This window comes from Streptomyces sp. TN58 (assembly GCF_001941845.1).
GTDB lineage: Bacteria > Actinomycetota > Actinomycetes > Streptomycetales > Streptomycetaceae > Streptomyces.
Genome location: NZ_CP018870.1, coordinates 2,097,910 through 2,122,529, shown reverse-complemented (window position 1 = coordinate 2,122,529; position 24,620 = coordinate 2,097,910). Strand labels below are relative to the sequence as shown.

18 protein-coding genes are annotated in these 24,620 nt (G+C 72.6%); 6 read left to right on the top strand and 12 right to left on the bottom strand.

Going from position 1 to position 24,620, the window contains the following annotated elements; all coding sequences use genetic code 11:
- Window positions 1-2 precede the first annotated feature (2 nt).
- From aceE to BSL84_RS09600, 5 genes are all read right to left on the bottom strand, one after another.
- Complete coding sequence (gene aceE / locus BSL84_RS09620) at window positions 3-2,687, bottom strand: pyruvate dehydrogenase (acetyl-transferring), homodimeric type (protein ID WP_030029060.1); 2,685 nt, start codon at window positions 2,685-2,687, stop codon at window positions 3-5.
- Window positions 2,688-2,918: 231 nt separating this feature from the next.
- Entirely contained in the window at window positions 2,919-3,542 is a 624-nt protein-coding gene (locus BSL84_RS09615) for a GntR family transcriptional regulator (RefSeq protein ID WP_045323182.1), read from the bottom strand.
- Window positions 3,543-3,676: 134 nt separating this feature from the next.
- Window positions 3,677-5,479: a 2-oxoglutarate dehydrogenase, E2 component, dihydrolipoamide succinyltransferase gene (gene sucB, locus BSL84_RS09610; protein WP_075970166.1), complete on the bottom strand. Its 1,803-nt coding sequence runs from the start codon at window positions 5,477-5,479 to the stop codon at window positions 3,677-3,679.
- A 54-nt stretch (window positions 5,480-5,533) separates the two neighbouring features.
- Entirely contained in the window at window positions 5,534-6,922 is a 1,389-nt protein-coding gene (lpdA, locus tag BSL84_RS09605; protein ID WP_030028073.1) for a dihydrolipoyl dehydrogenase, read from the bottom strand.
- A 285-nt stretch (window positions 6,923-7,207) separates the two neighbouring features.
- Entirely contained in the window at window positions 7,208-8,743 is a 1,536-nt protein-coding gene (locus tag BSL84_RS09600; RefSeq protein ID WP_075970165.1) for a leucyl aminopeptidase, read from the bottom strand.
- A 346-nt stretch (window positions 8,744-9,089) separates the two neighbouring features.
- Here BSL84_RS09600 and BSL84_RS09595 point away from each other — a divergent pair, with 346 nt between their 5' ends.
- The 5 genes from BSL84_RS09595 to BSL84_RS09575 all read left to right on the top strand — a co-directional run bounded on the left by BSL84_RS09595 (window position 9,090) and on the right by BSL84_RS09575 (window position 15,824).
- Window positions 9,090-11,120: a hypothetical protein gene (locus BSL84_RS09595; RefSeq protein ID WP_045323177.1), complete on the top strand. Its 2,031-nt coding sequence runs from the start codon at window positions 9,090-9,092 to the stop codon at window positions 11,118-11,120.
- A 93-nt stretch (window positions 11,121-11,213) separates the two neighbouring features.
- Window positions 11,214-12,740: a GT4 family glycosyltransferase PelF gene (gene pelF / locus BSL84_RS09590; RefSeq protein ID WP_030028078.1), complete on the top strand. Its 1,527-nt coding sequence runs from the start codon at window positions 11,214-11,216 to the stop codon at window positions 12,738-12,740.
- Complete coding sequence (locus BSL84_RS09585; RefSeq protein WP_079273154.1) at window positions 12,737-14,299, top strand: hypothetical protein; 1,563 nt, start codon at window positions 12,737-12,739, stop codon at window positions 14,297-14,299. Before pelF ends, BSL84_RS09585 begins: the two co-directional genes overlap by 4 nt.
- Window positions 14,296-15,000, top strand: a complete 705-nt coding sequence (locus BSL84_RS09580; RefSeq protein WP_234308508.1) for a spherulation-specific family 4 protein — start codon at window positions 14,296-14,298, stop codon at window positions 14,998-15,000. The genes BSL84_RS09585 and BSL84_RS09580 overlap by 4 nt, the downstream gene beginning before the upstream one ends.
- On the top strand, window positions 14,997-15,824 hold the full coding sequence (locus tag BSL84_RS09575; RefSeq protein WP_030033992.1) for an endo alpha-1,4 polygalactosaminidase: 828 nt from the start codon (window positions 14,997-14,999) through the stop codon (window positions 15,822-15,824). Before BSL84_RS09580 ends, BSL84_RS09575 begins: the two co-directional genes overlap by 4 nt.
- A gap of 361 nt (window positions 15,825-16,185) precedes the next feature.
- On the opposite strand, the gene BSL84_RS09570 is transcribed toward BSL84_RS09575, so the two are convergent.
- The 5 genes from BSL84_RS09570 to BSL84_RS09550 form a co-directional block, all read right to left on the bottom strand.
- Window positions 16,186-17,352, bottom strand: coding sequence for a sensor histidine kinase (locus tag BSL84_RS09570; RefSeq protein WP_030029995.1), 1,167 nt, complete (start codon window positions 17,350-17,352; stop codon window positions 16,186-16,188).
- A 105-nt stretch (window positions 17,353-17,457) separates the two neighbouring features.
- Complete coding sequence (locus tag BSL84_RS36015; RefSeq protein WP_234308509.1) at window positions 17,458-18,171, bottom strand: hypothetical protein; 714 nt, start codon at window positions 18,169-18,171, stop codon at window positions 17,458-17,460.
- Between the two features lie 53 nt (window positions 18,172-18,224).
- Window positions 18,225-20,090, bottom strand: a complete 1,866-nt coding sequence (locus BSL84_RS09560; RefSeq protein ID WP_030029999.1) for a phosphatidylglycerol lysyltransferase domain-containing protein — start codon at window positions 20,088-20,090, stop codon at window positions 18,225-18,227.
- A gap of 83 nt (window positions 20,091-20,173) precedes the next feature.
- Window positions 20,174-21,229, bottom strand: a complete 1,056-nt coding sequence (cobT, locus tag BSL84_RS09555) for a nicotinate-nucleotide--dimethylbenzimidazole phosphoribosyltransferase (protein WP_199816276.1) — start codon at window positions 21,227-21,229, stop codon at window positions 20,174-20,176.
- 290 nt (window positions 21,230-21,519) lie between these two features.
- A complete protein-coding gene (locus BSL84_RS09550) occupies window positions 21,520-22,725 on the bottom strand; it encodes a bifunctional adenosylcobinamide kinase/adenosylcobinamide-phosphate guanylyltransferase (RefSeq protein ID WP_075970163.1) in 1,206 nt (401 codons plus the stop codon).
- A gap of 104 nt (window positions 22,726-22,829) precedes the next feature.
- On the opposite strand from BSL84_RS09550, the gene BSL84_RS09545 reads away from it, so the two are divergent.
- Window positions 22,830-23,042 (top strand): hypothetical protein, encoded by a 213-nt coding sequence (locus BSL84_RS09545; protein WP_030031233.1) that lies wholly within the window; start codon window positions 22,830-22,832, stop codon window positions 23,040-23,042.
- Between the two features lie 71 nt (window positions 23,043-23,113).
- Here BSL84_RS09545 and BSL84_RS09540 read toward each other — a convergent pair whose 3' ends face one another.
- A complete protein-coding gene (locus BSL84_RS09540; protein WP_045323304.1) occupies window positions 23,114-23,866 on the bottom strand; it encodes a class I SAM-dependent methyltransferase in 753 nt (250 codons plus the stop codon).
- A 56-nt stretch (window positions 23,867-23,922) separates the two neighbouring features.
- Window positions 23,923-24,561, bottom strand: coding sequence for a DUF3043 domain-containing protein (locus BSL84_RS09535; protein WP_075970162.1), 639 nt, complete (start codon window positions 24,559-24,561; stop codon window positions 23,923-23,925).
- Between the last annotated feature and the right edge of the window lie 59 nt (window positions 24,562-24,620).

Genomic DNA, 24,620 nt, shown 5'->3' with positions numbered 1-24,620 from the left:
GCCTACAGCCCGTAGCGCTCCCGGGCCTCCTTCACCGCGGAGGCCGGGACCTCGCCGCGGCGGGCGAGCTGGGCCAGCGCGGCCACCACGATCGACTGGGCGTCGACGCCGAAGTGGCGGCGGGCACCCTCGCGGGTGTCGGACAGGCCGAAGCCGTCCGTGCCCAGCGAGGTGTAGTCCTGCTCCACCCACTGGCTGATCTGGTCCGGGACCTGGCGCATCCAGTCGGACACGGCGAGCACCGGGCCGGCCGCGCCTTCCAGCGCGCGGGTGACGTACGGGGTGCGGACCTCGCCGCGCAGCAGCGCCTCGTCGCACTCCAGCGCGTCGCGGCGCAGCTCGCCCCAGGAGGTGGCGGACCAGACGTCGGCTGCCACGTTCCAGTCGGCGGCGAGCAGCTTCTGCGCCTCCAGGATCCAGTGGATCGCCGTACCGGAGGCCATCAGCTGGATCTTCGGGGCGTCCGCGGCGGGGGCCGCCTCCGCCAGGTCCGCCGCAGTGTTGAAGCGGTAGAGGCCCTTGAGGATGCCCTCCTCGACGCCCTCCGGCATCGCGGGCTGCACCTTCGGCTCGTTGTAGACCGTGAGGTAGTAGAAGACGTCCTCGGGCGTCTCGCCGTACATGCGGCGCAGGCCGTCCTTGACGATCACCGCGATCTCGTACGCGAAGGCCGGGTCGTAGTTGAGCGACGCCGGGTTCGTGGACGCGATCAGGTGCGAGTGGCCGTCCGCGTGCTGCAGGCCCTCACCGGTCAGCGTGGTGCGGCCGGCGGTGGCGCCGACGATGAAGCCCTTGCCGAGCTGGTCGGCGAGCTGCCACATCTGGTCGGCGGTGCGCTGCCAGCCGAACATCGAGTAGAAGATGTAGAAGGGGATCATCGGCTCGCCGTGCGTCGCGTACGACGTGCAGGCGGCGATGAAGTCGGCCATGGCGCCGGCCTCGGTGATCCCCTCGTTGAGGATCTGGCCGTCCTTGGCCTCCTTGTAGTACATCAGCTGGTCGCGGTCGACCGGCTCGTACGTCTGGCCCAGCGGCGAGTAGATGCCGGCCGACGGGAAGAGGGACTCCATGCCGAAGGTGCGGGCCTCGTCGGGGACGATCGGCACCCAGCGCTTGCCGGTCTCCTTGTCCCGCATCAGGTCCTTGACCAGGCGGACGAAGGCCATGGTGGTGGCCATCTCCTGCTTGCCGGAGCCCTTGATGAGCGGGGCGAAGGAGCGGTCGGCCGGGGCGGGCAGGGCCACGTGGTGGACCTTGCGCGCCGGGGCGGGGCCGCCGAGGGCCGCGCGGCGCTCGTTCAGGTACCGCACCTCGGGGCTGTCGGCGCCGGGGTGGCCGTACGGGACCTGGCCGCCCTCGAAGGCGCTGTCCGGGATCGGGAGTCCGAGCTTGTCGCGCATGCTCTTGAACTCGTCGATCGTCAGCTTCTTCATCTGGTGGTTCGCGTTCTTCGACTCGAACCCGGCACCCAGCGTGTAGCCCTTGACGGTCTGCGCGAGGATGACCGTCGGCGCGCCCTTGTGCTCCAGGGCGGCCTTGTACGCGGCGTAGACCTTGCGGGGCTCGTGGCCGCCGCGCGAGGTGTGGAAGCACTCGGCGATCTTCGCGTCGGAGAGCACGCCGGCCAGCTGCACGAGCTCGGCGTTGACGCCGAAGAAGTGCTCGCGGATGTAGGCCACGTCGCGGGTCGCGTACGTCTGGAACTGCGCGTCGGGTACCTCGCGCAGGCGGCGTACCAGCGCGCCGGAGGTGTCGAGCTGGAACAGCTCGTCCCAGGCGGAGCCCCACAGGGTCTTGACGACGTTCCAGCCGGCGCCGCGGAACTGGGCCTCCAGCTCCTGGACCACGCGGAAGTTGGCGCGGACCGGACCGTCGAGGCGCTGCAGGTTGCAGTTGATGACGAAGGTCAGGTTGTCGAGCTGCTCGCGCGAGGCCAGGGCCAGGGCGGCGGTCGATTCGGGCTCGTCCATCTCGCCGTCGCCGAGGAAGGCCCAGACGTGCGAGTTGGCCGTGTCCTTGATGTTCCGGTTCTGCAGGTAGCGGTTGAAGCGCGCCTGGTAGATCGCGGAGAGCGGGCCGAGGCCCATGGAGACCGTGGGGAACTCCCACAGCCACGGCAGGCGCCGCGGGTGCGGGTAGGACGGCAGGCCGTTGCCGCCGGACTCCTGGCGGAAGTTGTCGAGCTGCTGCTCGGAGACACGCCCGTCGAGGAAGGCGCGGGCGTAGATGCCGGGGGAGGCGTGGCCCTGGATGTAGAGCTGGTCGCCCGATCCGTCGGCCTCCTTCCCGCGGAAGAAGTGCTGGAAGCCGGTCTCGTACAGCCACGCGGCGGAGGCGAAGGTGGCGATGTGGCCGCCGACGCCGTACTTGGAGCCGCGGGTCACCATGGCGGCCGCGTTCCAGCGGTTCCAGGCGGTGATCCTGGCTTCCATCGCCTCGTCACCCGGGTACTCGGGCTCCGCGGCGGTGGGGATGGTGTTGACGTAGTCCGTCTCCAGCAGCTTCGGCAGGGCGAGGCCGGCGGCCTCGGCGTGCTGGAGCGTGCGGCGGAGCAGGTATTCGGCGCGGCGCGTACCGGCGGCCTGTGCGACGGCGTCGAGGGAGGCCGCCCATTCGGCGGTCTCCTCGGTGTCGCGGTCCGGGAGCTGGTCGAGCTCGCTCGGAAGCTTTCCTACGGGGTCGGACATCGCTGTGCGCCGCCTTCCGGACAAAGGAGAGGTGGTGAAGAAGATCCCTGACGGGCAGGACAGGGTCGAAGGACCTGGTTGGGTCCGCGACGACTGTAAAACCCTGATCGATGATCGATCAAATAAAAGTGACGAAGAAACGTCGATCCGACAAAAGTCGGCACCGCGTGCCAGTAAAACGGGCACGCGGTGCCGGTCAAATAGGGGTGAAACGGTCACTCAGCTGCGGTCTCAGGCGCGGGGCGCGCACCCCAGGACGTGCCGCTTCACCAGTACGCCGATGTCCGGATCCCGGCTGCGGAAGGCCTGGACGAGCGCCTCGTGCTCCTCCGCGTAGGACTTCTGCACGGTCCCCAGCCAGCGGATCGACAGCGCCGTGAACACCTCGATGCCCAGGCTCTCCCAGGTGTGCAGCAGCACGCTGTTCCCGGCGGCCCGCACCATCTCCCGGTGGAAGCCCACCGTGTGCCGCACCTGCGCCGTGCCGTCCGAGCTGCGGTCGGCTTCCCACAGGGCCGCCACGTGCGGCTCCAGCGCCGAGCAGTCCGCCGCCAGCCGCGGCGCCGCCAGCTCGGCGGCGATCTGCTCCAGACCGGCCCGGACCGGGTAGATCTCCTCCAGGTCGGCGGCCGAGAGGTTCCGCACGCGCACGCCCTTGTTCGGCGCCGACTCGATCAGCCGCAGCGTCTCCAGCTCGCGCAGCGCCTCCCGTACGGGGGTCTGGCTGACCTCCAGCTCCACCGCGATGCGCCGCTCCACGATGCGCTCACCGGGCTTCCAGCGCCCGCTGACGATCCCCTCCACGATGTGCTCGCGGATCTGCTCGCGCAGCGAGTGCACGACGGGTGGGGTGATCATCGGGGCTTCATCTCCTGGTGGATGTGCAGGGACACGGCGGGGCCTGATGCGTAGACAATACGGCGGCGCCCCCGCCCGGGAGTATCCCGGACGGGGGCGCCGACAGTGAGGCTGGTTACAAGCCGTTCGGCTCAGAGGCCGAGCTCGACCTCGAACTCACCGGCTTCGAGGATCGCCTTGACCGCGGTGAGGTACCGGGCCGCGTCCGCACCGTCCACCAGGCGGTGGTCGTAGGACAGGGTCAGGTACGTCATGTCGCGGATGCCGATGTTGGTGCCCTCGGCGGTCTCGATGACCACCGGGCGCTTCACCGTGGCACCGATGCCCAGGATGGCGACCTGGTTCGGCGGCACGATGACCGTGTCGAACAGCGCACCGCGCGAACCGGTGTTGCTGATGGTGAAGGTCGCGCCCGACAGCTCGTCCGGCGTGATCTTGTTGCCGCGGACCTTGGCGGCCAGGTCGGCGGTCGCCTTGGAGATGCCCGCCAGGTTGAGGTCGCCCGCACCCTTGATGACCGGGGTCATCAGGCCCTTCTCGGAGTCCACGGCGATGCCGATGTTCTCCGAGTCGAAGTAGGTGATGGTGCCCTCGTCCTCGTTGATCCGGGCGTTGACGACCGCGTGGGCCTTCAGCGCCTGGGCAGCGGCCTTGACGAAGAACGGCATCGGGGACAGCTTGACGCCCTCGCGGGCGAGGAAGCCGGCCTTGGCCTTCTCGCGCAGCTTCATGATCTTGGTGATGTCCACCTCGACCACGGAGCTGAGCTGCGCCTGCGAGTGCAGGGCCTTCATCATGTTGTCGCCGATGACCTTGCGCATGCGGGTCATCTTGACCGTCTGACCGCGCAGCTCGGACACCGCGGCGGCCGGAGCCTTCGCGGCGGCCGGGGCGGCGGCCGGAGCCGGGGCGGCGGCGGCCTTGGCGGCCTCGGCGGCGGCCAGGACGTCCTGCTTGCGGATACGGCCACCGACGCCGGTGCCCGAGACCGCGGACAGGTCCACGCCGGACTCCGAGGCGAGCTTGCGCACCAGCGGGGTCACGTACGCGGCCTCGTCACCGGCGGACGCGGGGGCGGCGGCCGGAGCGGCCGGGGCAGCGGCCGGAGCCGGGGTCACCGGAGCCGGAGCGGCCACCGGGGCGGCGGCCTGGACCGGAGCCGGAGCGGCAGCGGCCGGAGCGGGCTGCACCGGAGCCGGAGCCGGGGCCGCGGCGGGAGCCGGGGCGGCGGCCGGGGCCGGAGCGGCCTCGGCCGGAGCCGGGGCGGCGGCCGGAGCGGCGGCGGGGGCGGCACCGGCGACACCGATGACGGCCAGACGCGCGCCGACCTCGGCGGTCTCGTCCTCGCCGACCAGGATCTCCAGCAGGGTGCCGGAGACCGGCGCGGGGATCTCGGTGTCGACCTTGTCCGTGGAGACCTCAAGCAGCGGCTCGTCGGCCTCGACCGACTCGCCGACGGCCTTCAGCCAGCGGGTGACGGTGCCCTCGGTGACGGACTCGCCCAGGGCGGGCAGTACGACGTCGGTGCCCTCGGCCGAGCCGCCGCCGGCGGCGGCGTCGGCGGTCGGCGCCGGGGCCTCGGCGCCGGCCGGGACCTCGGTGGACGGGGCGGCCTGCGGGGCCTCGGCGGCCGGGGCCTCGGCGGCGGCCGGAGCCGCCGCGGCGGCGGGCTCCGCGGCCGGAGCCGCGGCACCGGAGCCGTCGTCGATGACGGCCAGCTCGGCGCCGACCTCGACGGTCTCGTCCTCGGCGACCTTGATGGACGCCAGGATGCCGGCGACGGGCGACGGGATCTCGGTGTCGACCTTGTCGGTCGAGACTTCGAGCAGCGGCTCGTCAGCCTCGACGCGCTCGCCCTCGGCCTTCAGCCAGCGGGTGACAGTGCCCTCGGTGACGCTCTCGCCGAGCGCCGGAAGGGTTACGGAAACCGACATGGTTTCTGTTGCTCCTTACGAAAGTGCGGAAGTGGTCGTCGCGCCCGGGACGAACTAGTCGTGGGAGTGAAGCGGCTTGCCGGCCAGGGCCAGGTGGGCCTCGCCGAGCGCCTCGTTCTGGGTCGGGTGCGCGTGGATGAGCTGCGCGACCTCGGCCGGCAGGGCCTCCCAGTTGTAGATCAGCTGGGCCTCGCCGACCTGCTCGCCCATCCGGTCACCGACCATGTGGACGCCGACCACGGCACCGTCCTTGACCTGGACGAGCTTGATCTCGCCCGCGGTCTTCAGGATCTTGCTCTTGCCGTTGCCCGCCAGGTTGTACTTCAGGGCCACGACCTTGTCCGCGCCGTAGATCTCCTTGGCCTTGGCCTCGGTGATGCCGACGGAAGCGACCTCGGGGTGGCAGTAGGTGACGCGCGGGACACCGTCGTAGTCGATCGGGACGGTCTTGAGACCGGCCAGACGCTCCGCGACCAGGATGCCCTCGGCGAAGCCGACGTGCGCGAGCTGGAGGGTCGGGACGAGGTCGCCCACGGCCGAGATCGTCGGCACGTTGGTCTGCATGTACTCGTCGACCAGGACGTAGCCGCGGTCCATCGCGACGCCCTGCTCCTCGTAGCCCAGGCCCTGCGAGACGGGGCCGCGGCCGACGGCGACCAGCAGCACCTCGGCCTCGAAGGTCTTGCCGTCGGCCAGCGTCACGCGGACGCCGTTCTCCGTGTACTCGGCCTTGTCGAAGAAGGTGCCGAGGTTGAACTTGATGCCGCGCTTGCGGAAGGCCCGCTCCAGCAGCTTGGAGCTGTTCTCGTCCTCGACCGGAACGAGGTGCTTCAGGCCCTCGATGACGGTGATGTCGGAGCCGAAGGACTTCCACGCCGAGGCGAACTCGACGCCGATGACGCCGCCGCCCAGGACGATCGCGGACTCGGGCACGCGGTCCAGGACCAGCGCGTGGTCCGAGGAGATGATGCGGTTGCCGTCGATGTTCAGGCCCGGCAGCGACTTCGGCACGGAGCCCGTCGCCAGCAGGACGTGGCGGCCCTGGATGCGGCGGCCGTTCACGTCGACGGAGGTCGGCGAGGAGAGGCGGCCCTCACCCTCGATGTACGTCACCTTGCGGGAGGCGACCAGGCCCTGCAGGCCCTTGTACAGGCCCGAGATGACCTCGTCCTTGTACTTCTGCACACCCGCGATGTCGATGCCCTCGAAGGTGGCCTTCACACCGAACTGGGCGGCCTCGCGCGCCTGGTCCGCGATCTCACCCGCGTGCAGCAGAGCCTTCGTGGGGATGCAGCCGTTGTGCAGGCAGGTGCCGCCGAGCTTGTTCTTCTCGATCAGGGCAACGTCCAGACCCAGCTGGGATGCGCGCAGCGCCGCGGCGTAACCGCCACTGCCACCGCCGAGGATCACTAGGTCGAAAACGGTGCTGGCGTCGTTCGCCACGTCACGTCCTCCATGCATGTGCGCCGGGCACCGGTCCTCTGTGACCGGGCGGCGGCTGGTATTCGGCCGCTGTTTCTTCGGCCCTGTGGTGGGGGCCCTGTCCTGCCGAGAACCCATCTTCGCATTTGTCGGGGGAACGCGGGACGCCGGGCCCACGTTGTGAGAGGGCGTTCTCTCCGAAGCGAGGGTTACCGCTGCGTAGAAACCTACGGATTTCGTCGTCGGCAGAACGCACCCCGGGACCCGGTCGGGCCACGGGGTGCGGTACGCGTCACACCGCGGGCGTCAGCCCAGGTCGCCCGTGGCGGTCCGCTCCGCCAGCCGCACCAGGGTGCGCACGGCCGAGCCGGTGCCGCCCTTGGGGGTGTAGCCGTGCGGCGCGCCCTCGTGGAAGGCGGGGCCGGCGATGTCGAGGTGCGCCCAGGTGATGCCCTCGCCGACGAACTCCTGGAGGAAGAGGCCGGCGACCAGGCCGCCGCCCATGCGGACGCCCATGTTGGCGATGTCGGCGGTGGGGGAGTCCATGGTCTTGCGCAGCTCCGCCGGGAGCGGCATCGGCCAGGAGGACTCGCCGACCTCCTCGGCGATCTCGTGGATCGACGTACGGAAGGCGTCGTCGTTCGACATGATCCCGAAGGTGCGGTCACCGAGGGCCAGCACCATCGCGCCGGTCAGGGTGGCGACGTCGACGATCGCGTCCGGGTTGTCCTCGGAGGCCTTGGTCAGCGCGTCACCCAGGACCAGGCGGCCCTCGGCGTCCGTGTTGAGGACCTCCACCGTCTTGCCGCTGTACATGCGCAGGACGTCACCGGGCTTGGTGGCGGAACCGGACGGCATGTTCTCGGCGAGCGCGAGCCAGCCGGTGACGTTGACGCGCAGACCCAGCTTCGCGGCCGCGACGACGGAGGCGAAGACGGCGGCGGCGCCGGCCATGTCGCACTTCATCGTCTCGTTGTGGCCGGCCGGCTTCAGGGAGATGCCGCCCGAGTCGTAGGTGATGCCCTTGCCGACGAAGGCGAGGGTCTTCTCCGCCTTGGGGTGCGTGTAGGTGAGCTTCACCAGGCGCGGCGGGTTCTCGGAGCCCTTGCCGACGCCCATGATGCCGCCGTAGGCGCCCTTGACCAGAGCCTTCTCGTCCAGGACCTGGACCTTGACGCCGTTCTCCTTCGCGGCCGCCGAGGCGACCGCGGCGAAGGCCTCGGGGGTCAGGTCGTTCGGCGGGGTGTTCACCAGGTCACGGGCGACGTTGACCTCGGCCGCGACGACGGCGGCGCGCTCGGCGGCGGCCTTGTGCTCCTTGTCGCGCGGCTTGGCACCCAGCAGCGCCACCTCGGCGAGCGGCTGCTTCGGACCGGAGTCCTTGCCGTTGCCGGCCTTCTTCTCGCCGCCCTGGTACGCGGTGAAGGAGTACGCCCCCAGCAGCGCGCCCTCGGCGACGGCCGTCACGGCGGAGGCGTCTTCCAGGGGGAGGGCGAAGCCGGCCTTCTTGCTGCCGTGCAGCGCGCGGGCGGCGGCGCCGGCGGCGCGGCGCAGCACCTCCTCGTCGAACGACTCGTCCTTCTCCGGGACGGAGCCGAGCCCCACCGCCAGCACGACCGGGACCTTGAGGCCCGCCGGGGCCGGCAGCTTGGTGACCTCGCCTTCGGCACCCGAGGCGCCGAGCGCGTCGAGGACGCCGGCGAGCTTGCCGTCGAACGCCTTGTCCACGGCCTCGGCGCCCGCGGCGACGATCGCGCCCTTGGGGCCCTTGGCGACACCGACGACGAGGGCGTCGGCGCGCAGCGTCGCCGCGCCGGCAGTGCTGAGAGTAAGAGCAGTCACGGTGGTGAAGTCTCGCTTCCGTTTGTGTGTGTGGGCCGAGTGGGTGGACGGCCGTCCGTAGCGATCGTATTCGGGGCCCGACGGCCGCCTGAAGGGAGCCTACGCGCACCCACTCGCCCGTACGCCAATCGAAGGTTTGGCAAGTTGTTCGATCAAGCAGCCGTCGGGTTCACCCATCCGTGGACTCTGCTCCAGGTTTGCCCCGTAGACCTGACGATGTCCGAAAGACTCGGTCCACTCTCGCAAGGGGACGCGGGGTCCTTTTGCATGATTTCCACAGAGCCTCCCCGGCCCGGCCGACCGCCTAGGGCCGTGTCGAGGGACGCCTGCGGGGGGAAAGGCCGAAATGGTCAACAAGAACCGGATGAACAGGCTGGCCGCCGTCATGGCGGCCGCCGCCCTGGTGTCCGTGGCAGTACCCGTCGCGTCCGCCCAGGCGGCCGTGACGACACCGAGGATCGACCTCAAGGTGCTCGTCGTCGACGACGGCGGCAGTTCGGTCGAGGCGATCACCGCGGAGCTCCGGGACACCGGAGTGCCCTTCACCCGCGTCCAGCTGGGCAGCGCGGGCCGCCCGGTCATCAACGCGGCGTTCCTCAGCGACACCGTCGACGGGCGGCCGCGCGCCAAGTACCAGGGCGTGGTCCTGCCCAACGAGAACCCCTTCGGCGAGGGCTCCGCCGAGATGGCCGCGCTCGCCGCGTACGAGACGACGTACGGAATCCGCCAGGTCGACGCCTACACCTGGGCGCACCCGGGCGTCGGGCTGGAGTACACCGACAACGGCGGCTACAGCGGACAGCTCGACGGCACCCAGGCCGCCGTCACCACCGCCGGCAAGGCCGGCCCGTTCGCCTACCTCGGGGGCCAGGTCACCTTCGAGGACAACTCCGCCCTGGTCCCCGAGAGCTACGGGTACATGGGCAAGCCCCGCGCCGGATACACCAGCTACGTCGACGCCCCCGTCGGCTCCGGACGTGCCTCCCTCGTCGGCGAGTACACGCACGACGGGCGCAGCGAACTGGTCGTCACCTTCGGCTACAACCAGCACCAGCAGCAGTTCCGGCTGCTCGCCCGCGGCATCGTCGACTGGCTGACCCAGGGCATCCACCTCGGCCAGAGCCGCAACTACTTCGCGGTCCACGTCGACGACGTCTTCGCCCCCGACGCCCGCTGGAACAAGGAACTCAACTGCACGCCCGGCGACTACGCCTGCGAGGGCGGCGAGGGCAAGGAGAGCACCATCCGGATGTCCGCCGCCGACGCCGTGTACGCGGCGCAGTGGCAGACCTCCAAGAACTTCAAGCTCGACATGCTCTTCAACGGCGGCGCCGGCGAGGAGTGGAAGGCCGAGAACGGCGGCGTCGACGACCTGACCGCCCAGCTGGTCGCCGACCGCGCCAAGTACCGCTGGATGAACCACACCTACACCCACCCGTTCCTCGGCTGCGTCCAGAACGCCGCCGTCATCCCGTGGACCTGCACGAAGAACGCCCAGGGCGCGATCCAGTACATGAGCCGCGCCGAGATCTCCGCCCAGATCCGCGACAACAACAACTGGGCCGCGTCCAAGGGCATCACCCTCGACAGGAGCGAGCTCGTCACCGGCGAGCACTCCGGCCTCAAGACCGCTCCGCAGCAGCCCGTGGACAACCCCAACCTGGCGGGCGCCCTCGCCGACAACGGGGTCAGGTGGGCCGGCAGCGACAACTCCCGCGAACCCGCCCAGCGGCCGGTCGGCTCGGCCCTCACCGTCCCCCGGCACCCGATGAACGTTTACTACAACACGGGCACCAACGCCGAGATGGCCGACGAGTACAACTGGATCTACACCAGCCGCGCCCACGGCGGAAGCGGCGCCTGCGAGGACAACCCGGCGACCTCCACCTGCCTGCCCGCCCCGCTGGACGTCAACACCGGCTACCTCGACTACATCGTCCCCGCCGAGGCCCGCACCGCCCTGCGCCACGTCCTGGCCAACGACCCCCGCCCGCACTACGTCCACCAGGCCAACCTCGCCGAGGACCGCACCCTCTACCCCGTCCTCAACCAGGTCCTCGACACCTACCGCGCCCTCTACGCTCCCAGCGCGCCGATCGTCAACCAGTCCATGAAGGACACCGGCGTGGAGCTCCAGCGCCGCGCGGCCTGGGACAAGGCCCTCGCCGACGGCAAGGTCACCGCCTACCGCATCGGCAAGGACGTCACGATCAAGGCGCCGTCCGGGGTCGTCGCCCCGGTCACCGCCCCCAACGGCACCAGGAAGCAGATGCTGCTCGGCTCGGCGGACTTCGGCACCGCCTACGCCGGCAGCCGTTCCACCTGGACCGCCCCCGAGCTGCTGCAGAGCGCCGTCAAGCTCACGCTGCCCAGCTGACCGTCCAGCTCGACACCACCGAGTAGCACCCAGCGCCGGCGCTCCGCGAACCACGGGCGCCGGCCCCTTTTCCGTCCTGGGGGGACACACCGCATGAGTCATGGGCGTCACGTCACCATGCTCACCGAAGGCACCTATCCACACGTCCACGGGGGCGTCAGCACCTGGTGCGACCAACTGGTCCGCGGCATGCCGGAGGTCGACTTCAACGTCATAGCCCTGACCGGCTCCGGACGCGAGCCGGTCACCTGGGACCTGCCCCGCAACGTCTACCGGCACACGGCCGTCCCGCTCTGGGGCCCGCCGCCGGGACGAGGACGCCGGTCGGCCTTACGCGGCCGGGCCCACCGCCGCTTCACCCAGGTCTACGAGAGCTTCCTGCTCTCCCTGCTGCACCCGTCGGCCGACCCCGCCGACCGCACCTTCTCCGAGGCCCTGCGCGAACTGGCCGTCCTGGCCCGCGCCGGGAAACTCGCCCCGGCCCTGCGCTCCGAATCGGTCCTGCGCCTCCTGATGAACGTCTGGACCCGGCCCGGACTCTCCACCGCCCAGGCGGCGCCCACCATCCACGACGCGCTCACCGCGACCGACCTGCTGGAACACGCACTGCGCCCGCTCGCGGTACGCATCCCGCCCGACAGCGTCGCGCACGCCGTCAGCAGCGGCCTCGCCACCCTTCCCGCCCTCGCCGCCAAACACCTCGACGGCGTGCCCTTCCTCCTCACCGAGCACGGCATCTACCTGCGCGAGCGCTACCTCGGCTACCGCACCGCCGAGCAGCGCTGGCCCGTCAAGGCGCTCATGCTCGCCTTCTACCGGGAGCTCAACACCGAGGGCTACCGCCAGGCCGACCTCATCACCCCCTGCAACCAGTACAACCGCCGGTGGGAGGAGCGCGGCGGCGCCGACTCGACCCGGATCCGCACCGTCTACAACGGCGTCGACCCGCACGCCTTCCCGGAGGCGGGCGCCGAACCGGACGTGCCCACCCTCAGCTGGTGCGGCCGCATCGACCCGATCAAGGACCTCGAAACCCTGATCCGCGCCTACGCCTTCATGCGCGAGGAACTGCCCGCCCTGCGGCTGCGCCTCTTCGGCCCCGTGCCGGCCGGCTGCGAGGACTACAAGCTCCGCCTGGAGAAACTCGCCGCCGAACTCGGCGTGACCGACGGCATCACCTACGAGGGCCGCATCGAACAGGTGGCCAAGGCCTATGCGGCCGGCAGCGTCGTCATGCTCTCCTCCATCAGCGAGGGCTTCCCCTTCAGCATCATCGAAGCCATGTCCTGCGGCCGCACCACCGTCTCCACCGACGTCGGCGGAGTCCGCGAGGCCGTCGGCGACACCGGTCTCGTCGTCCCCCCGCGAGAGCCCGAGACCATGGCCCGCGCCACCCTCGCCCTGCTCCGCGACGACCGGCGCCGCGCCGAGCTCGGCCGGATGTCCCGCCGCAGGGTGGTGGAGAAGTTCACCCTCCACCAGTCCGTGGACGGCTTCCGCCACATCTACCGGGAACTCGCCGGCCAGCCCGTCCTGCCCGTCCACGCGGGCGACGCCTGGACCCAGCGGCTCGCCGACCCCTGGTACCGCGAACTCGCCGCCGACGGGAGCCTGTGGTGAGCGGATCCCTCTGGCTCAAACCGCCCGGCCCCGGCCCGGGCTCCGGCTCCGGCTCCGGCTCCGGCACGCTCCCGGCGATCCCCCGGCCGCGTCCCGGGGGCCCCGGGCCCGCCGCCGACCCGATGGACGAACTGGCCGAACGCCTCGACGTGTTCATCGCCTCCGCCGTCCACCCCGACGAGATCGCCGCCGTCCTCGAATCCGACGGCATGACGGACGAGTACATCCGCCTCACCTACGGCCGCCACGACTCCTTCGCCCTCGCCGAGGATCTCTACGCCCGCGTGCCCCGCTCCTTCCCGGACCCGGGGCCCGCCCCCGACCCCTGGAAGGTCTCCCTCGCCGCCTGCCTGCTGCGCGGGGTCATCTTCGCGCTGCCCGGCCTGGCCTACCTCCTCGGAGCGCCCCTCCTCGAAGGCCCCCAGGACCGGCTCGGCCTGCCCGCCGGGACGCTGACCCTGCTCGCGGGGGCGCTCATCGGCTGGGTCTGGGACCAGGCCCTGTCCCACCGCGCCTACTCCTGGCTCGGCCTCGGCGACCGGGGCGCCGCCGGGCGGACCCTGCTCGTCGGCGCCCCCGCCGGAGCCGTACTGGGCACCGCCGCGGCCCTGGCCGTGCCCGGCGGGCCGCCGTTCTCCTACGCCTTCGCCGCCGGACAGGCCCTCTACGTCGGAGCCGCCACCGTCCTGCTGGTCCTCGGCCGGGAGCGGCTGCTCCTCGCCGCCCTCGCCCCCATGGCCGCCGGCGCCCTGGCGGTGCTCTTCGTGGACCTGCCCGTGCCGGTTCGGGTGACCCTGCTCGTGGCGTCCCTGCTGGCCGCCTGCACCCTCGCCGTACGGGAACTGCCGCTGGCCGACGGCCTGCGGAGCGCCGCGCACCGGATCCGGGGCCGGGCCACCCGCCGGCCCGCCAGGGTCGGACCCGTGCGCTGGCAGATGCTCCGCGGAGCCGAGGAGGAGTACACCCCCCGCGGCCCCCGGCTCGGGGACTCGGTGCCCTTCGGGGTCTTCGGCCTCGGCACCGGCCTGCTCGTGCTCTACGCCGCCCTGGGCGAGGTGCTCGCCGGAGGCCCCGCGGAGGCCGTCGCCGCACCGTCGGCGGTGGCCCTCACCCTCAGCATGGGACCCGCCGAGTGGCTGCTGCACCGCTTCCGCAGCGGCAGCCTCTCCGGACTCCAGGGAGCCCGCTCGCCCCGGCAGTTCCGGACCAGGATGCTCACCACGCTGACCCGCTGCCTGAGCACCTACCTGGTGGTGCTGCTGGCCCTCGGACTGGCCGGAACCCTGCTGTGGCCCGGAGCCCCGGGGCTCACCGGAGTCCGCGTCGCGACCCTGCTGCTGCTCGGCGCGGTGATGTGGAGCGGACTGCTGCTGCAGTCCTTCGGAGCCGTCCGGCCCGCGGCGGTGGTCTGCGCCTCGGCCGCCGTCGCCCAGAGCGTGGCCCTGCTGACCGGGCTGGGCCAGCCCCGCGCCGTCCAGCTGGCCGTGGCCGGCACCGCCGCGGCGGCCCTGGCCGCCCTGGTCTGCCTGCTCCTCGGCCGCGCGACCGCCCACCGATGACGCACGAGACGCACGACACGGACGAGAAGAAGGACCCCATGCTGCTGGTGCCCCTCTACGAGCATCCCGCCGACCGGCCCGACGCCTGGGAGCGGCTCATCCGCTGCGCGGACCGGCTGCACTCGGTGGTGCTCAACCCCGACAGCGGGCCCGGCGCCGCCCGCGACGAGCGGTTCGCCCTCGTCGCCGAGCGGCTCCGGGAGGCCGGGGTACCCGTACTCGGCTACGCCGACACCGACTACGGAAGGCGTCCGCACGCCGCGGTGGTGCAGGACCTGCTGCGCCACCGCGACTGGTACGCCACCGACGGGGCCTTCCTCGACCAGGCCTGCGCCGACCCCGAACTCCTCCCGCACTACCGGCGGCTCACGGTCGCCGCCCGGGCCGCGGGCGCCCAGACCCTCGTCCTCAACCACGGCGCCCACCCGCATCCCGGCTACGCCGAACTCGCCGACCTGCTCGTCACCTTCGAGGGCCCCTGGGACGCCTACCGGGACGCCGAGCCGCCGCCGCCCTGGACGGCCGACCACCCGGCCCAGCGGTTCTGCCACCTCGTCTACGCCGTCCCGCCCGGCGAACTCGCCGCCCGGCTGGCCGGGGAGCTGGCGGCGGAGCGGGGCGCGGGCGTGCACTGCGCCGTTCCGGGCACCGGACCGCACCCGTGGGGCACCCTCCCGTACGCCCTGGAGGCGGCGGGATGAGGGCGCCGCGGCCGCTACGGCTCCTGCTGGTCCTGCCGCTGCTGCTGCTCGCCGCCTGTACGGCCGGACCGGACGGTGAGGACGACGACGAACCGTACCGCTGGCCGGAACTCGCCCCCGGACAGCGCTGGCAGCCCCCGCCCGGCACCGGCTGGCAGTGGCAGCTCACCGGAAGGCTCGACACCTCGGTCAAGGCGCCCGTCTACGACGTCGACGGCTTCAACACCACCAAGGAGCAGGTGGCGGTCCTGAAGAAGGCCGGGCGCAAGACCATCTGCTACCTCTCGACCGGGGCGTGGGAGGACTGGCGGCCCGACGCAGAAGCGTTCCCTCGGGACCTGCTGGGCAAGGGCAACGGCTGGGAGGGAGAGCGCTGGCTGGACATCCGGCGGACGGCGGAGCTGGAACCGCTGATGGCCAAGCGGTTCGACATGTGCCGGGACAAGGGCTTCGACGCGGTCGAACCGGACAACATGGACGGCTACCAGAACACCTCCGGCTTCCCGCTCACCGCCGACGACCAGCTCCGCTACAACCGGCTGATCGCGAAACTCGCCCACGACCGGGGCATGGCCGTCGGCCTGAAGAACGACCTCGACCAGATCCCGCAGCTCGTCGGGGACTTCGACTTCGCGGTCAACGAGCAGTGCGCGCAGTACGAGGAGTGCGAGCGCCTGACCCCCTTCGTCGAAGCGGGCAAGGCGGTCTTCCACGCGGAGTACGAACTGTCCCCGTCGCGCTTCTGCGAACGCTCGCGCGAGCTGGGGCTGAGCTCGCTGCGGAAGAGGTACGACCTGGACGCCTGGCGCAAAACCTGCCCCTAGCCCCGCCGGCACCCCGCCGAGCTCCCGGCTGCCCGCCTGCGCCGCTGCCCTGCCTGCTTCCGGCCTGCCCGCCTGCCGCGGCGCCTTCCCGGCTGCCCCGCCTGCTTCCCGGCTGCGCCGGCAATTCCAGCCCCGCCGGCGTTTGAGGCGCGGGTCCGGGCGGAGCCCGGTGCCCGGCGGAGCCGGGATTCCTGGGGCGCTGCCCCAGACCCCGCGCCTCAAACGCCGGCGAGGCTGGAGTTGCCTGGCCCCGGCTGGATGTGCCCCCAGGGTCAATGTGGCGCAGCCGGGGAGACGGGAGAGGGGGGTCGGGCGCAGCCGGGGTGACGGGGTCGGGCGGAGTCCGGGAGAGGGGCGGCGGTCAGGACCAGGGGAGGACGGCGTGGACGCGGTAGCCGCCGCCGAAGCGGGGGCCCGTGGAGCAGGAGCCACCCAGGGCGGAGGCCCGCTCCCGCATGCCGAGGAGCCCGTGCCCTCCCCCCGGCTCGGTGGCGCCGGGCTCCGTGCCCCCGTCGTCCAGCACGGTCACCTCCACCGACGGGCCGACCCGGACCACGCTCACCTCGGCCCGCGCGTCGGGCCCCGCGTGCTTGCGTACGTTGGTCAGCGCCTCCTGGATCACCCGGTACGCCGCCAGGTCCACCGCGGCCGGCAGCGGCCCCGTCCCGCAGTCCAGCTGGACGATCACCTCCACCGGCAGCCCGGCGTGCCGGAAGGTGTCCACCAGTTCGTCGAGGACCGCCAGTCCCGGCGCCGGCTCCGTCGGTGCCTCCGGGTCGCCGGACTGCCGCAGCAGGCCGACGGTCGCCCGCAGCTCGTTCAGCGCGGACCGGCTGGCGTCCCGTACGTGGGCCAGCGCCTCCTTGGCCTGGTCGGGCCGCTTGTCCATGACGTGCGCGGCCACCCCCGCCTGCACGTTGACCAGCGCGATGTGGTGGGCCACCACGTCGTGGAGGTCCCGGGCGATCCGCAGCCGTTCCTCCGCGACCCGGCGGCGGGCCTCCTCGTCGCGGGTCCGTTCGGCCCGGTCCGCCCGCTCCCGGATGGCGTCGACGAAGGCCCGCCGGCTGCGTACGGCGTCCCCGGCGGCCGCGGCCATGCCCGTCCAGGCGAAGATCCCGATGTTCTCCTGCGCGTACCAGGGCAGCGGCCCGGCGAGCATCGCCACCCCGGTCATGCCCGCCATGGTGAGCAGGCCGATCCGCCAGGTCGTGGGCCGGTCGGTGAGAGCCGCGACCGTGTACAGGGCGATCACCGTGCACATCGCGACGGGCGCCCGGGGCTCCCCGGTGGTCAGCTCCAGCAGCGACAGCCCGCAGGTCACGGCGAGCACGGCCCGCGGCTGTCGGCGCCGGAACACCAGCGCGGCCGAGCCGAGGAGCATCAGGAGCAGGGAGAAGGGATCGGGGGTGCGCGTCCCGAAGGTCGGCCCGTGCGGACCATGCGGGTCGGCGAAGGAGCCGACGACCATGGCGACGAGCGCGCCGAACGCCAGCACGGCGTCGGTGGCCAGCGGATGGGTCCGCATCCACTGCCGGGTGGGGGCGAACCGCCCGAGGTCTGTCGTCACCCGGATACGGTACGGCCTGCCGGGACGGGCCCCGGGCCGCGTCCGGCGGATCAGTCCGGCGGATCAGGGCGGAGGGCCCTGCCCTGGGTCCTGTCTGGAATTCCCCCGCGGCGTTGCGGCTCCTTCTCCCGCGCCGGAACTCCGGACAGGACCTAGCGGAACACCGGACCGCACCGGGCCCCACTGCGCCCGGACCACGCACCCGGCCATGACGACGGCGATGGCCGCCAGGTGCTCCTTGCCCGCGAGGTTGTTCTTGACCAGCACCTCGCCGATCATGGCGAGGATCACCAGGGCGCCGGTCAGGTACGCCCGGTGGCGCCAGCAGAGGTAGACGGCGAGGCCGACCACCGCCGCCGAGGGCCCGGTGTCGTTGACGACGCGGTCGGACACCGGCAGGCCGAGCGGGTGCTCCGGGCCCAGGGCGAGGCCGACCCGCGCGTACGTGGTCCCGGCGAGGGTGGCGACGTAGCCGATCACCAGCGTGCGCCGCCGGCCGATGCAGATCTCCGCGATGCCGAAGACCAGCAGGATCTGGGCGAGCGCCCCCCACACCGGCAGGTCGAGGGCCGGGACGAACAGCGACAGGGGAGTGCGCAGCAGGGCCAGCCAGAACGGGTCGGCGGCCTTGACCGACCCGAGGTCCTGCACCGGCCGGAACCCCCACGAGGTGTTCTGGACGACCTGGAAGAGCGCGGTCAGGCAGACCGCGCCCAGGGTCATCGGGATGGCCCGCCACGTGTCGTGGACGAGCGCGTCACGGACGGTCCAGAACATGGGGCCCCACTCGCGGCGGGCGAACCGCCGCAGTGGGGTGGTGTTCCGCGCTGTCAACGGCGGGTCTCCAGGTGTCTGCGGTGCAGCCACTTCGGAAGGCCGGGGGCCTCCAGGAAGCCTTCGGCCCGTCCGGCCGCGACACCGATCCGCAGCAGGTCCGAACTCTTCTCGAAGAGCATGAACCGCGGTTCCCAGATCGGCCGGTATTTGGCGTTCGCCCGGTAGAGGGACTCGATCTGCCACCAGCGGGAGAAGAAGCTCAGCAGCGAGCGCCACATGCGCAGCACCGGACCCGCTCCGAGCCTGGACCCGCGCTCGAAGACCGACCGGAACATCGCGAAGTTCAGCGAGACCTGGGTGACCCCGATCTCCCTGGACCGTTCGAGGAGTTCGATGACCATGAACTCCATCAGGCCGTTCTCTGAGTCCCGGTCACGGCGCATCAGGTCCAGCGACAGGCCCTTGGCCCCCCACGGCACGAAGGACAGCACGGCCCGCAGATCGCCGTTGCCGTCGGTGCACTCCAGCATCACGCACTGGCCGTCGGCGGGGTCGCCGAGGCGGCCCAGCGCCATGGAGAAGCCGCGCTCGGTCGCGCCGTCGCGCCAGTCGTCGGCGCGGCGCACCAGCTCGGCCATCTCCTCGGCCGGGATGTCGGCGTGGCGGCGGATGCGGACCGTGTAACCGGCCCGCTTGACGCGGTTGTAGGCCTGCCGGACGGTGCGCATGGCACGGCCCTCCAGGGTGAACTCGGCGGTCTCCACGATCGCCTCGTCGCCGAGTTCGAGGGCGTCCAGGCCGTGCCGGGCGTAGATCTGCCCGGCCTCCTCGCTCGCGCCCATCACGGCCGGAACCCAGCCGTGCTCGCGGGCCTCGGCCAGCCACGGGTCGATGGCGCCGGGCCAGGCCTCCGGGTCGCCGATCGGGTCGCCGGAGGCGAGGGAGACGCCGCCGACGACGCGGTAGGTGACGGCGGCCTTGCCGGTGGGGGACCAGATGACGGACTTCTCGCGGCGCAGGGCGAAGTAGCCGAGCGAGTCGCGGTCGCCCTGCCGGGCCAGCAGCGCCCGCAGCCGCTCCTCGTCCTCCTCGCTGATCGGGTCGACGGCGCGGCGGGAGCGGAACGCCGCGAACAGCACGGCGAGCAGCAGCAGCATCGACATGACGTTGACGACGACGTCCACCCAGCCGGGTGTGGTGATCGCCGCGGAGGCCCGGTCGTCGGGCGCCAGGGTGATCAGCCGCATCACGCCGTACTTCCAGCGCTCCGGGAAGGAGACGCGGGCGCTGTCGGGGGAGGTGTTGGCGGCGCCCACGAGGAGGGCGGCGACCAGGGAGGTGACGAGAAGGCCGACGGCGGCGACGGCGGCGGCGAACGCCGGGTTCGAGCGGTCGCCCTTGGCGTAGAACTCGCGGCGGCCCAGCAGCAGGGCGCCGGTGAAGGCCGCGGTCAGGGCCAGGGAGACCCAGTTCTGCGGGTGCTCGCGGATCTCCTCGTACGCGAAGAGGGCGTAGGCGAGCAGCAGCGCGAGGAGGCCGCTCAGGACCAGGTTGAGGATCCAGGAGGCCCGCTTGCGGCGGCCGAGGGTGACGGCCAGCAGCATCGTGAACAGGCCCGACGCGAAGCCCGCGGTGAGCATGTACGGGGTGTAGAAGTCCTCGATGTTGTGGCGCCGCAGGTCCTGCCCGAGTGAAACCCACACCGCGCTGAGGAAGTTGACGAAGGTGACGACGCGCAGGTACCAGACCGCGAACGCGGCTCCGCGCTGTGAGCGGGCGCTCCCCCGACCGGTCTCCCGGCCGCCCCCCGCCGCCTTGCCGGCGGAGTCCCCGCCGGTCTCTTTCCTGCCGGATGACGGACCGGTCGCCGGTGCGGCGGTGCGGTCGGTCTCTGCGCTGGTCAAACGGACCTCTCCCATAAAAAGCGATCATATGGGGCGTCGCTGTCCGTGATGGTGCGGTCGGGGGCCGCGGCCTGGTCAGGGCCGCGGCCCCCGGCGGCTCATTCCGTCGGCTCCTCCGCCGCCCGTTCAGGAAGCTCCGCCGCGAGTGCGGCGGCCGCCTGGACGAGGGGGAGAGCCAGCAATGCCCCGGTGCCTTCACCCACTGTGACGCCGTGATCGAGCACGGGGTTGAGCGCCATTCGGTCAAGTGCCTTCGCCTGACCCGGCTCGCCGCTCGCCTGACCCGCCAGCCACCAGTCAGGAGCCCGGAACGCGGCCCGCTGCGCGACCAGTCCGCACGCGGCCGAAACAACACCGTCGAGGATGACGGGCGTACGGCGCACCGCACACTGGAGCAGGAATCCGGTGATGGCGGCCACGTCCGCGCCGCCGACCGCGGCCAGCAGCGCGACCTGGTCGCCCAGCACCGGGCGGGCCCGGCGCAGCGCGTCGCGGATCGCGGCGCACTTGCGCATCCAGGCCAGGTCGTCGATGGGCCGGCCGCCACGGCCCGTCACCACCGACGAGTCCGTTCCGCACAGGGCGGCGACGAGGGTCGCGGCGACGGTCGTCCCGCCGACGCTCAGGTCGCCCAGGACGACCAGGTCGGTCCCGGAGTCCGCCTCCTCGTCGGCGATCCTCATGCCGAGCCGCAGCGCGGCCTGCGCCTCCTCGACCGTCAGCGCGTCCTCGGTGTCGATCCGGCCGCTGCCGCGCCGCACGCGGTGCGCCACCACGTCCTCGGGCAGCAGCCCCGGATCGCAGTCGAGCCCGGCGTCGACGATCCGTATCGTGGCGCCGAACCGGCGGGCCAGGACCGCGACCGGGCTGGACCCGTCGAGCACGGACCGCACCAGCTCGTGGGCGGTGGACGCGGCCCGGGCGGACACCCCCTGGGCGGCGATCCCGTGGTCGGCGGCGAAAAGCACCACGCGGGGCCGCTCGACGGCCCTGACCGGGACCTGCCCCTGCGCGGCGGCGAGCCACTCGGCGAGCTCGTCGAGCCGCCCCAGCGCGCCGGGCGGCACGGCGAGGCGCTGACGGTGTTCCTCGGCGTCACGCCGGACGCCCCCGTCGGGGCGCTCGATCAGATCGGAGAAGTCGTCGAGATTCAGCGTGCTCATCTGCCAGAGAGTACAGCCGGTGAAGCCCTCCCTCAGGCCTCAGCGGCTCCACCCGCACCCGGCCCCTCGGGGGCGTCGTGGGCCGGGCGAAGTCGGCGTCGCCTGGGGCGTGTTGCGAAAGTCCCGTCCGGCTCGCGGCGCCTGGCACGGCACCTCGCGGCGTTGTCGGGGTCGCCCGCGTACCACCGCGGTACGCGGACGACCCTCCGCCCTGCGAGGCACCGCACCAGAGACCGCGAGCACCGCCCTGCGGGCGGACGACGCCACTGTCGCAACACTCCCTACCCCTTCAGCACGCTCGCCTGCCCCGCGACGACGAGCAGGACGTGCTCGCACTCGCCCGCCACCCGCGCGTTCAGCCGGCCCAGCTCGTCACGGAAACGCCGCCCCGAGGCGGTCGCCGGTACGACGCCCGACCCGACCTCGTTGCTCACCAGCACCACCTGGCGGCGGGTCGCGCGTACGGCCGCCACCAGATCGGCCGTCCGCTCGTCCAGCTGCCGCCGCCCCCGCTCGGCCCACACCTCGTCGTCCCACGCCCCGGCCCGGTCCATGGCGTCGGTCAGCCACAGCGCCAGGCAGTCGACCAGCAGCGGAGGCCCGTCGGCGGCGAGCAGCGGGACCAGGTCGCACGTCTCCACCGTCCGCCAGCCCGCCGGCCGGCGCTCCCGGTGCAGACCGACCCGCCGCGCCCACTCCGCGTCCCCGTCCCGGGTGCCGCCGGTGGCCGCGTAGACCACCTCGGGGAAGGACTCCAGCCGCCGCTCCGCCTCAACCGACTTGCCCGAGCGGGCCCCGCCCAGCACCAGCGTGCGCCGCGGCAGGTCCGGTACCGCGTCGTACTCCCCGACGAGCACGGTCGTCCCGTCCGGCACCGCCCGCGCCCCGGCGGCCGCCAGCCGGCGCGCCAGCTCCGGGCCCGGCGGCACGTCGTGGTCGAGGTGGACGGCGATCACGTCGGTGGCCGGGCCGACGGCCCCGCTCGCCCGCAGCCGCGCCAGCGCCTCCGGCCGGCCCGGCACGTCGGCCAGCACCACGTCGTACGGGCGCTGCCCGTTCTGCCCGGAGGTCCCGGCGGGCGCCCCGCCCGGCGGCAGGTACAGCAGGCGGGCGCCGTCCGGCCCCACCACCTCGTACCCGGTGCCCGGCGCGTCCATCGGCACCGCACGCACCCGGTGCCCGGAGATCACCGACAGCTCCTGCCCGTCCGGCACCCGCCCCGCGGTCGGCAGCCCCGGCGGCAGCTCCACCGCGGGCCCGTCGTGCGGGTGGGTCAGCAGCACCTGCCGCACCCCGGACAGCGAATGCCCCGCCCGGGCGCCGGCCAGCACCGCGCCGGGGGTCAGGTCGAGCAGCAGCGCGCCGTCGACGAGGACCGCGGTCGCCGCGCGGGAGCGCGGACCGACGGAGACGGCGCAGGCCGCACAGGGGCAGCCGGGGCGGGGCAGGCCCACGGGGGTGCCGGTGCCGAGCAGAGTGAGTTCCACAGGATGATCCTCCCGCGTCGCGGAGACTGCTGCGCGCCCGGTTACTCTGCGGGCACACTCAAGGCGAGAAGCGTGTGAGCAGCGGACGAGCAACGGAGGCGGACATGGCGTGGACGTGGCGGTTCGAGACGGCCGACGGCGCGGAGGCGAGCCCGTCGGTGGTACCCGAGGAGTTCACCACGCAGGGCGACGCGGAGTCCTGGATCGGCGAGTACTGGAAGGACCTGCTGGAAGGCGGTACCGAACAGGTGAAGCTGTCCGACGACAGCGGCACCGAGCTCTACACGATGAGCCTGCGCTCCGCACTGGAGGCCTGACCCCGCGGGGCGGCCGGCCCTGACGGCCGTGCGGCCCGCCGGACCTCCGGCGGGCCGCACGGGCCGGGCTGTCAGCCCCGGACTCCGCACAGGTGCAGCAGCGCGGCGACACCCCGGTAGGGGTCCGTGCGGCCCGCGCGGTCCTCGGCGGCCAGCAGCCGCTCCAGCTCCTCGTCGGGCGGCAGGGTCTCGCCGGCCTCGGTGCCGTCGGTGAAGACGCGTACGCCGTACCAGGACTGCAGCGGCGCACCGATCCCCGACAGCGTCGCGGTCAGCCCGGCCAGCCGGTCGGCGCGTACGTCCAGGCCCAGCCGGTTGGTGTAGTCGGTGCTGTCGAAGGCGGCCAGTGCCGCCTTCCAGTCGCCGTCCAGGCCCGGCCGCATGGCGAGCGCGTCGCCGTTGCGCACCAGGAGGGACAGCAGTCCGCCAGGGGCCAGCATCCGGGCCAGCCCGGCGAGCATGGCGTCCGGCTCGGGTACGTACATCAGTACCCCGTGGCACAGAACGACGTCGAAGCTGCCCGGGAGGAAGTGGGCGCCGGTCTCGCGCCCGTCCCCCTCACGCAGCTCGACCCGGTCCTGGATCCCCGCGGGCTCCGCGGCCAGCGCCTCACGGGCGACGGCCAGCATGCCCGGGTCCTGCTCCAGGCCCGTCACCTTGTGCCCGGCACGCGCGAGGCGCAGCGCCTGGGTTCCCTGGCCCATGCCGACGTCGAGGACGCGCAGCCGCTGCCCCACGGGGAAGCGCTGCGCGATCTGCTCGTCGACCTGACGGCCCACGAGCTCCTGACGGACCGCGTTGCGCAGTCCGCCCAGGCCCTCCAGCCAGAGCCTTGCCCCCTCGGCGAAGCCTTCCCCCGACGCGCCGGGCGTCCCTCCGCTCAGGGCCGTTCCCCGCGCTTGACCTGCGGCTTCGGCAGGCGCAGCCGGCGCATCTGCAGGGTGCGCATGATGCCGTACGCGACGGCGCCGCGGCGCGGCTCGTTCGGGAAGCGCTGGTTGAGCGCCTTGCGCAGGCGGAAGCCCAGGCCGACGGAGTCGAGGACGATCAGCACGATCACGGCGAGCCACAGCAGCAGCGCGATGTTCTGGATCGCGGGCTGCCGCACCATGCTGAGCACGAGGATGACGACGGCCAGCGGCAGGAACATCTCGGCGACCGAGAAGCGGGAGTCCACGAAGTCACGGACGTACCTGCGGACGGGGCCCTTGTCCCGGGTCGGCAGATAGCGCTCGTCGCCGTTGGCCAGCGCCTCGCGCTGCTTGGCCATCTCCACACGGCGACGCTCACGGGCTCGCTTCGCGTCCTCCTTGCGGTTGCCGGTCGAGGCCACGACGGACCTGCGCTGCGACTGTGCCACGGCGCGCTTCGGCGTAGGGCGGCCCTTGGGGGCCTGCGGGTCACGGGGCTGCGAGAGGTCGGCGCTCACCTTGTCGGTGGCGGCGGCCTTCTCTTCCTTGGAGGAGCGGCTACCAAACACAAAACCCAAGCCTACGTGGTTGCGGGCACGGCCCCCCACCCCGGCGGGGAACGATCCGGCAACGGCGGGCGTCCTTCCCTGTGCACGGTCCGTGCGGC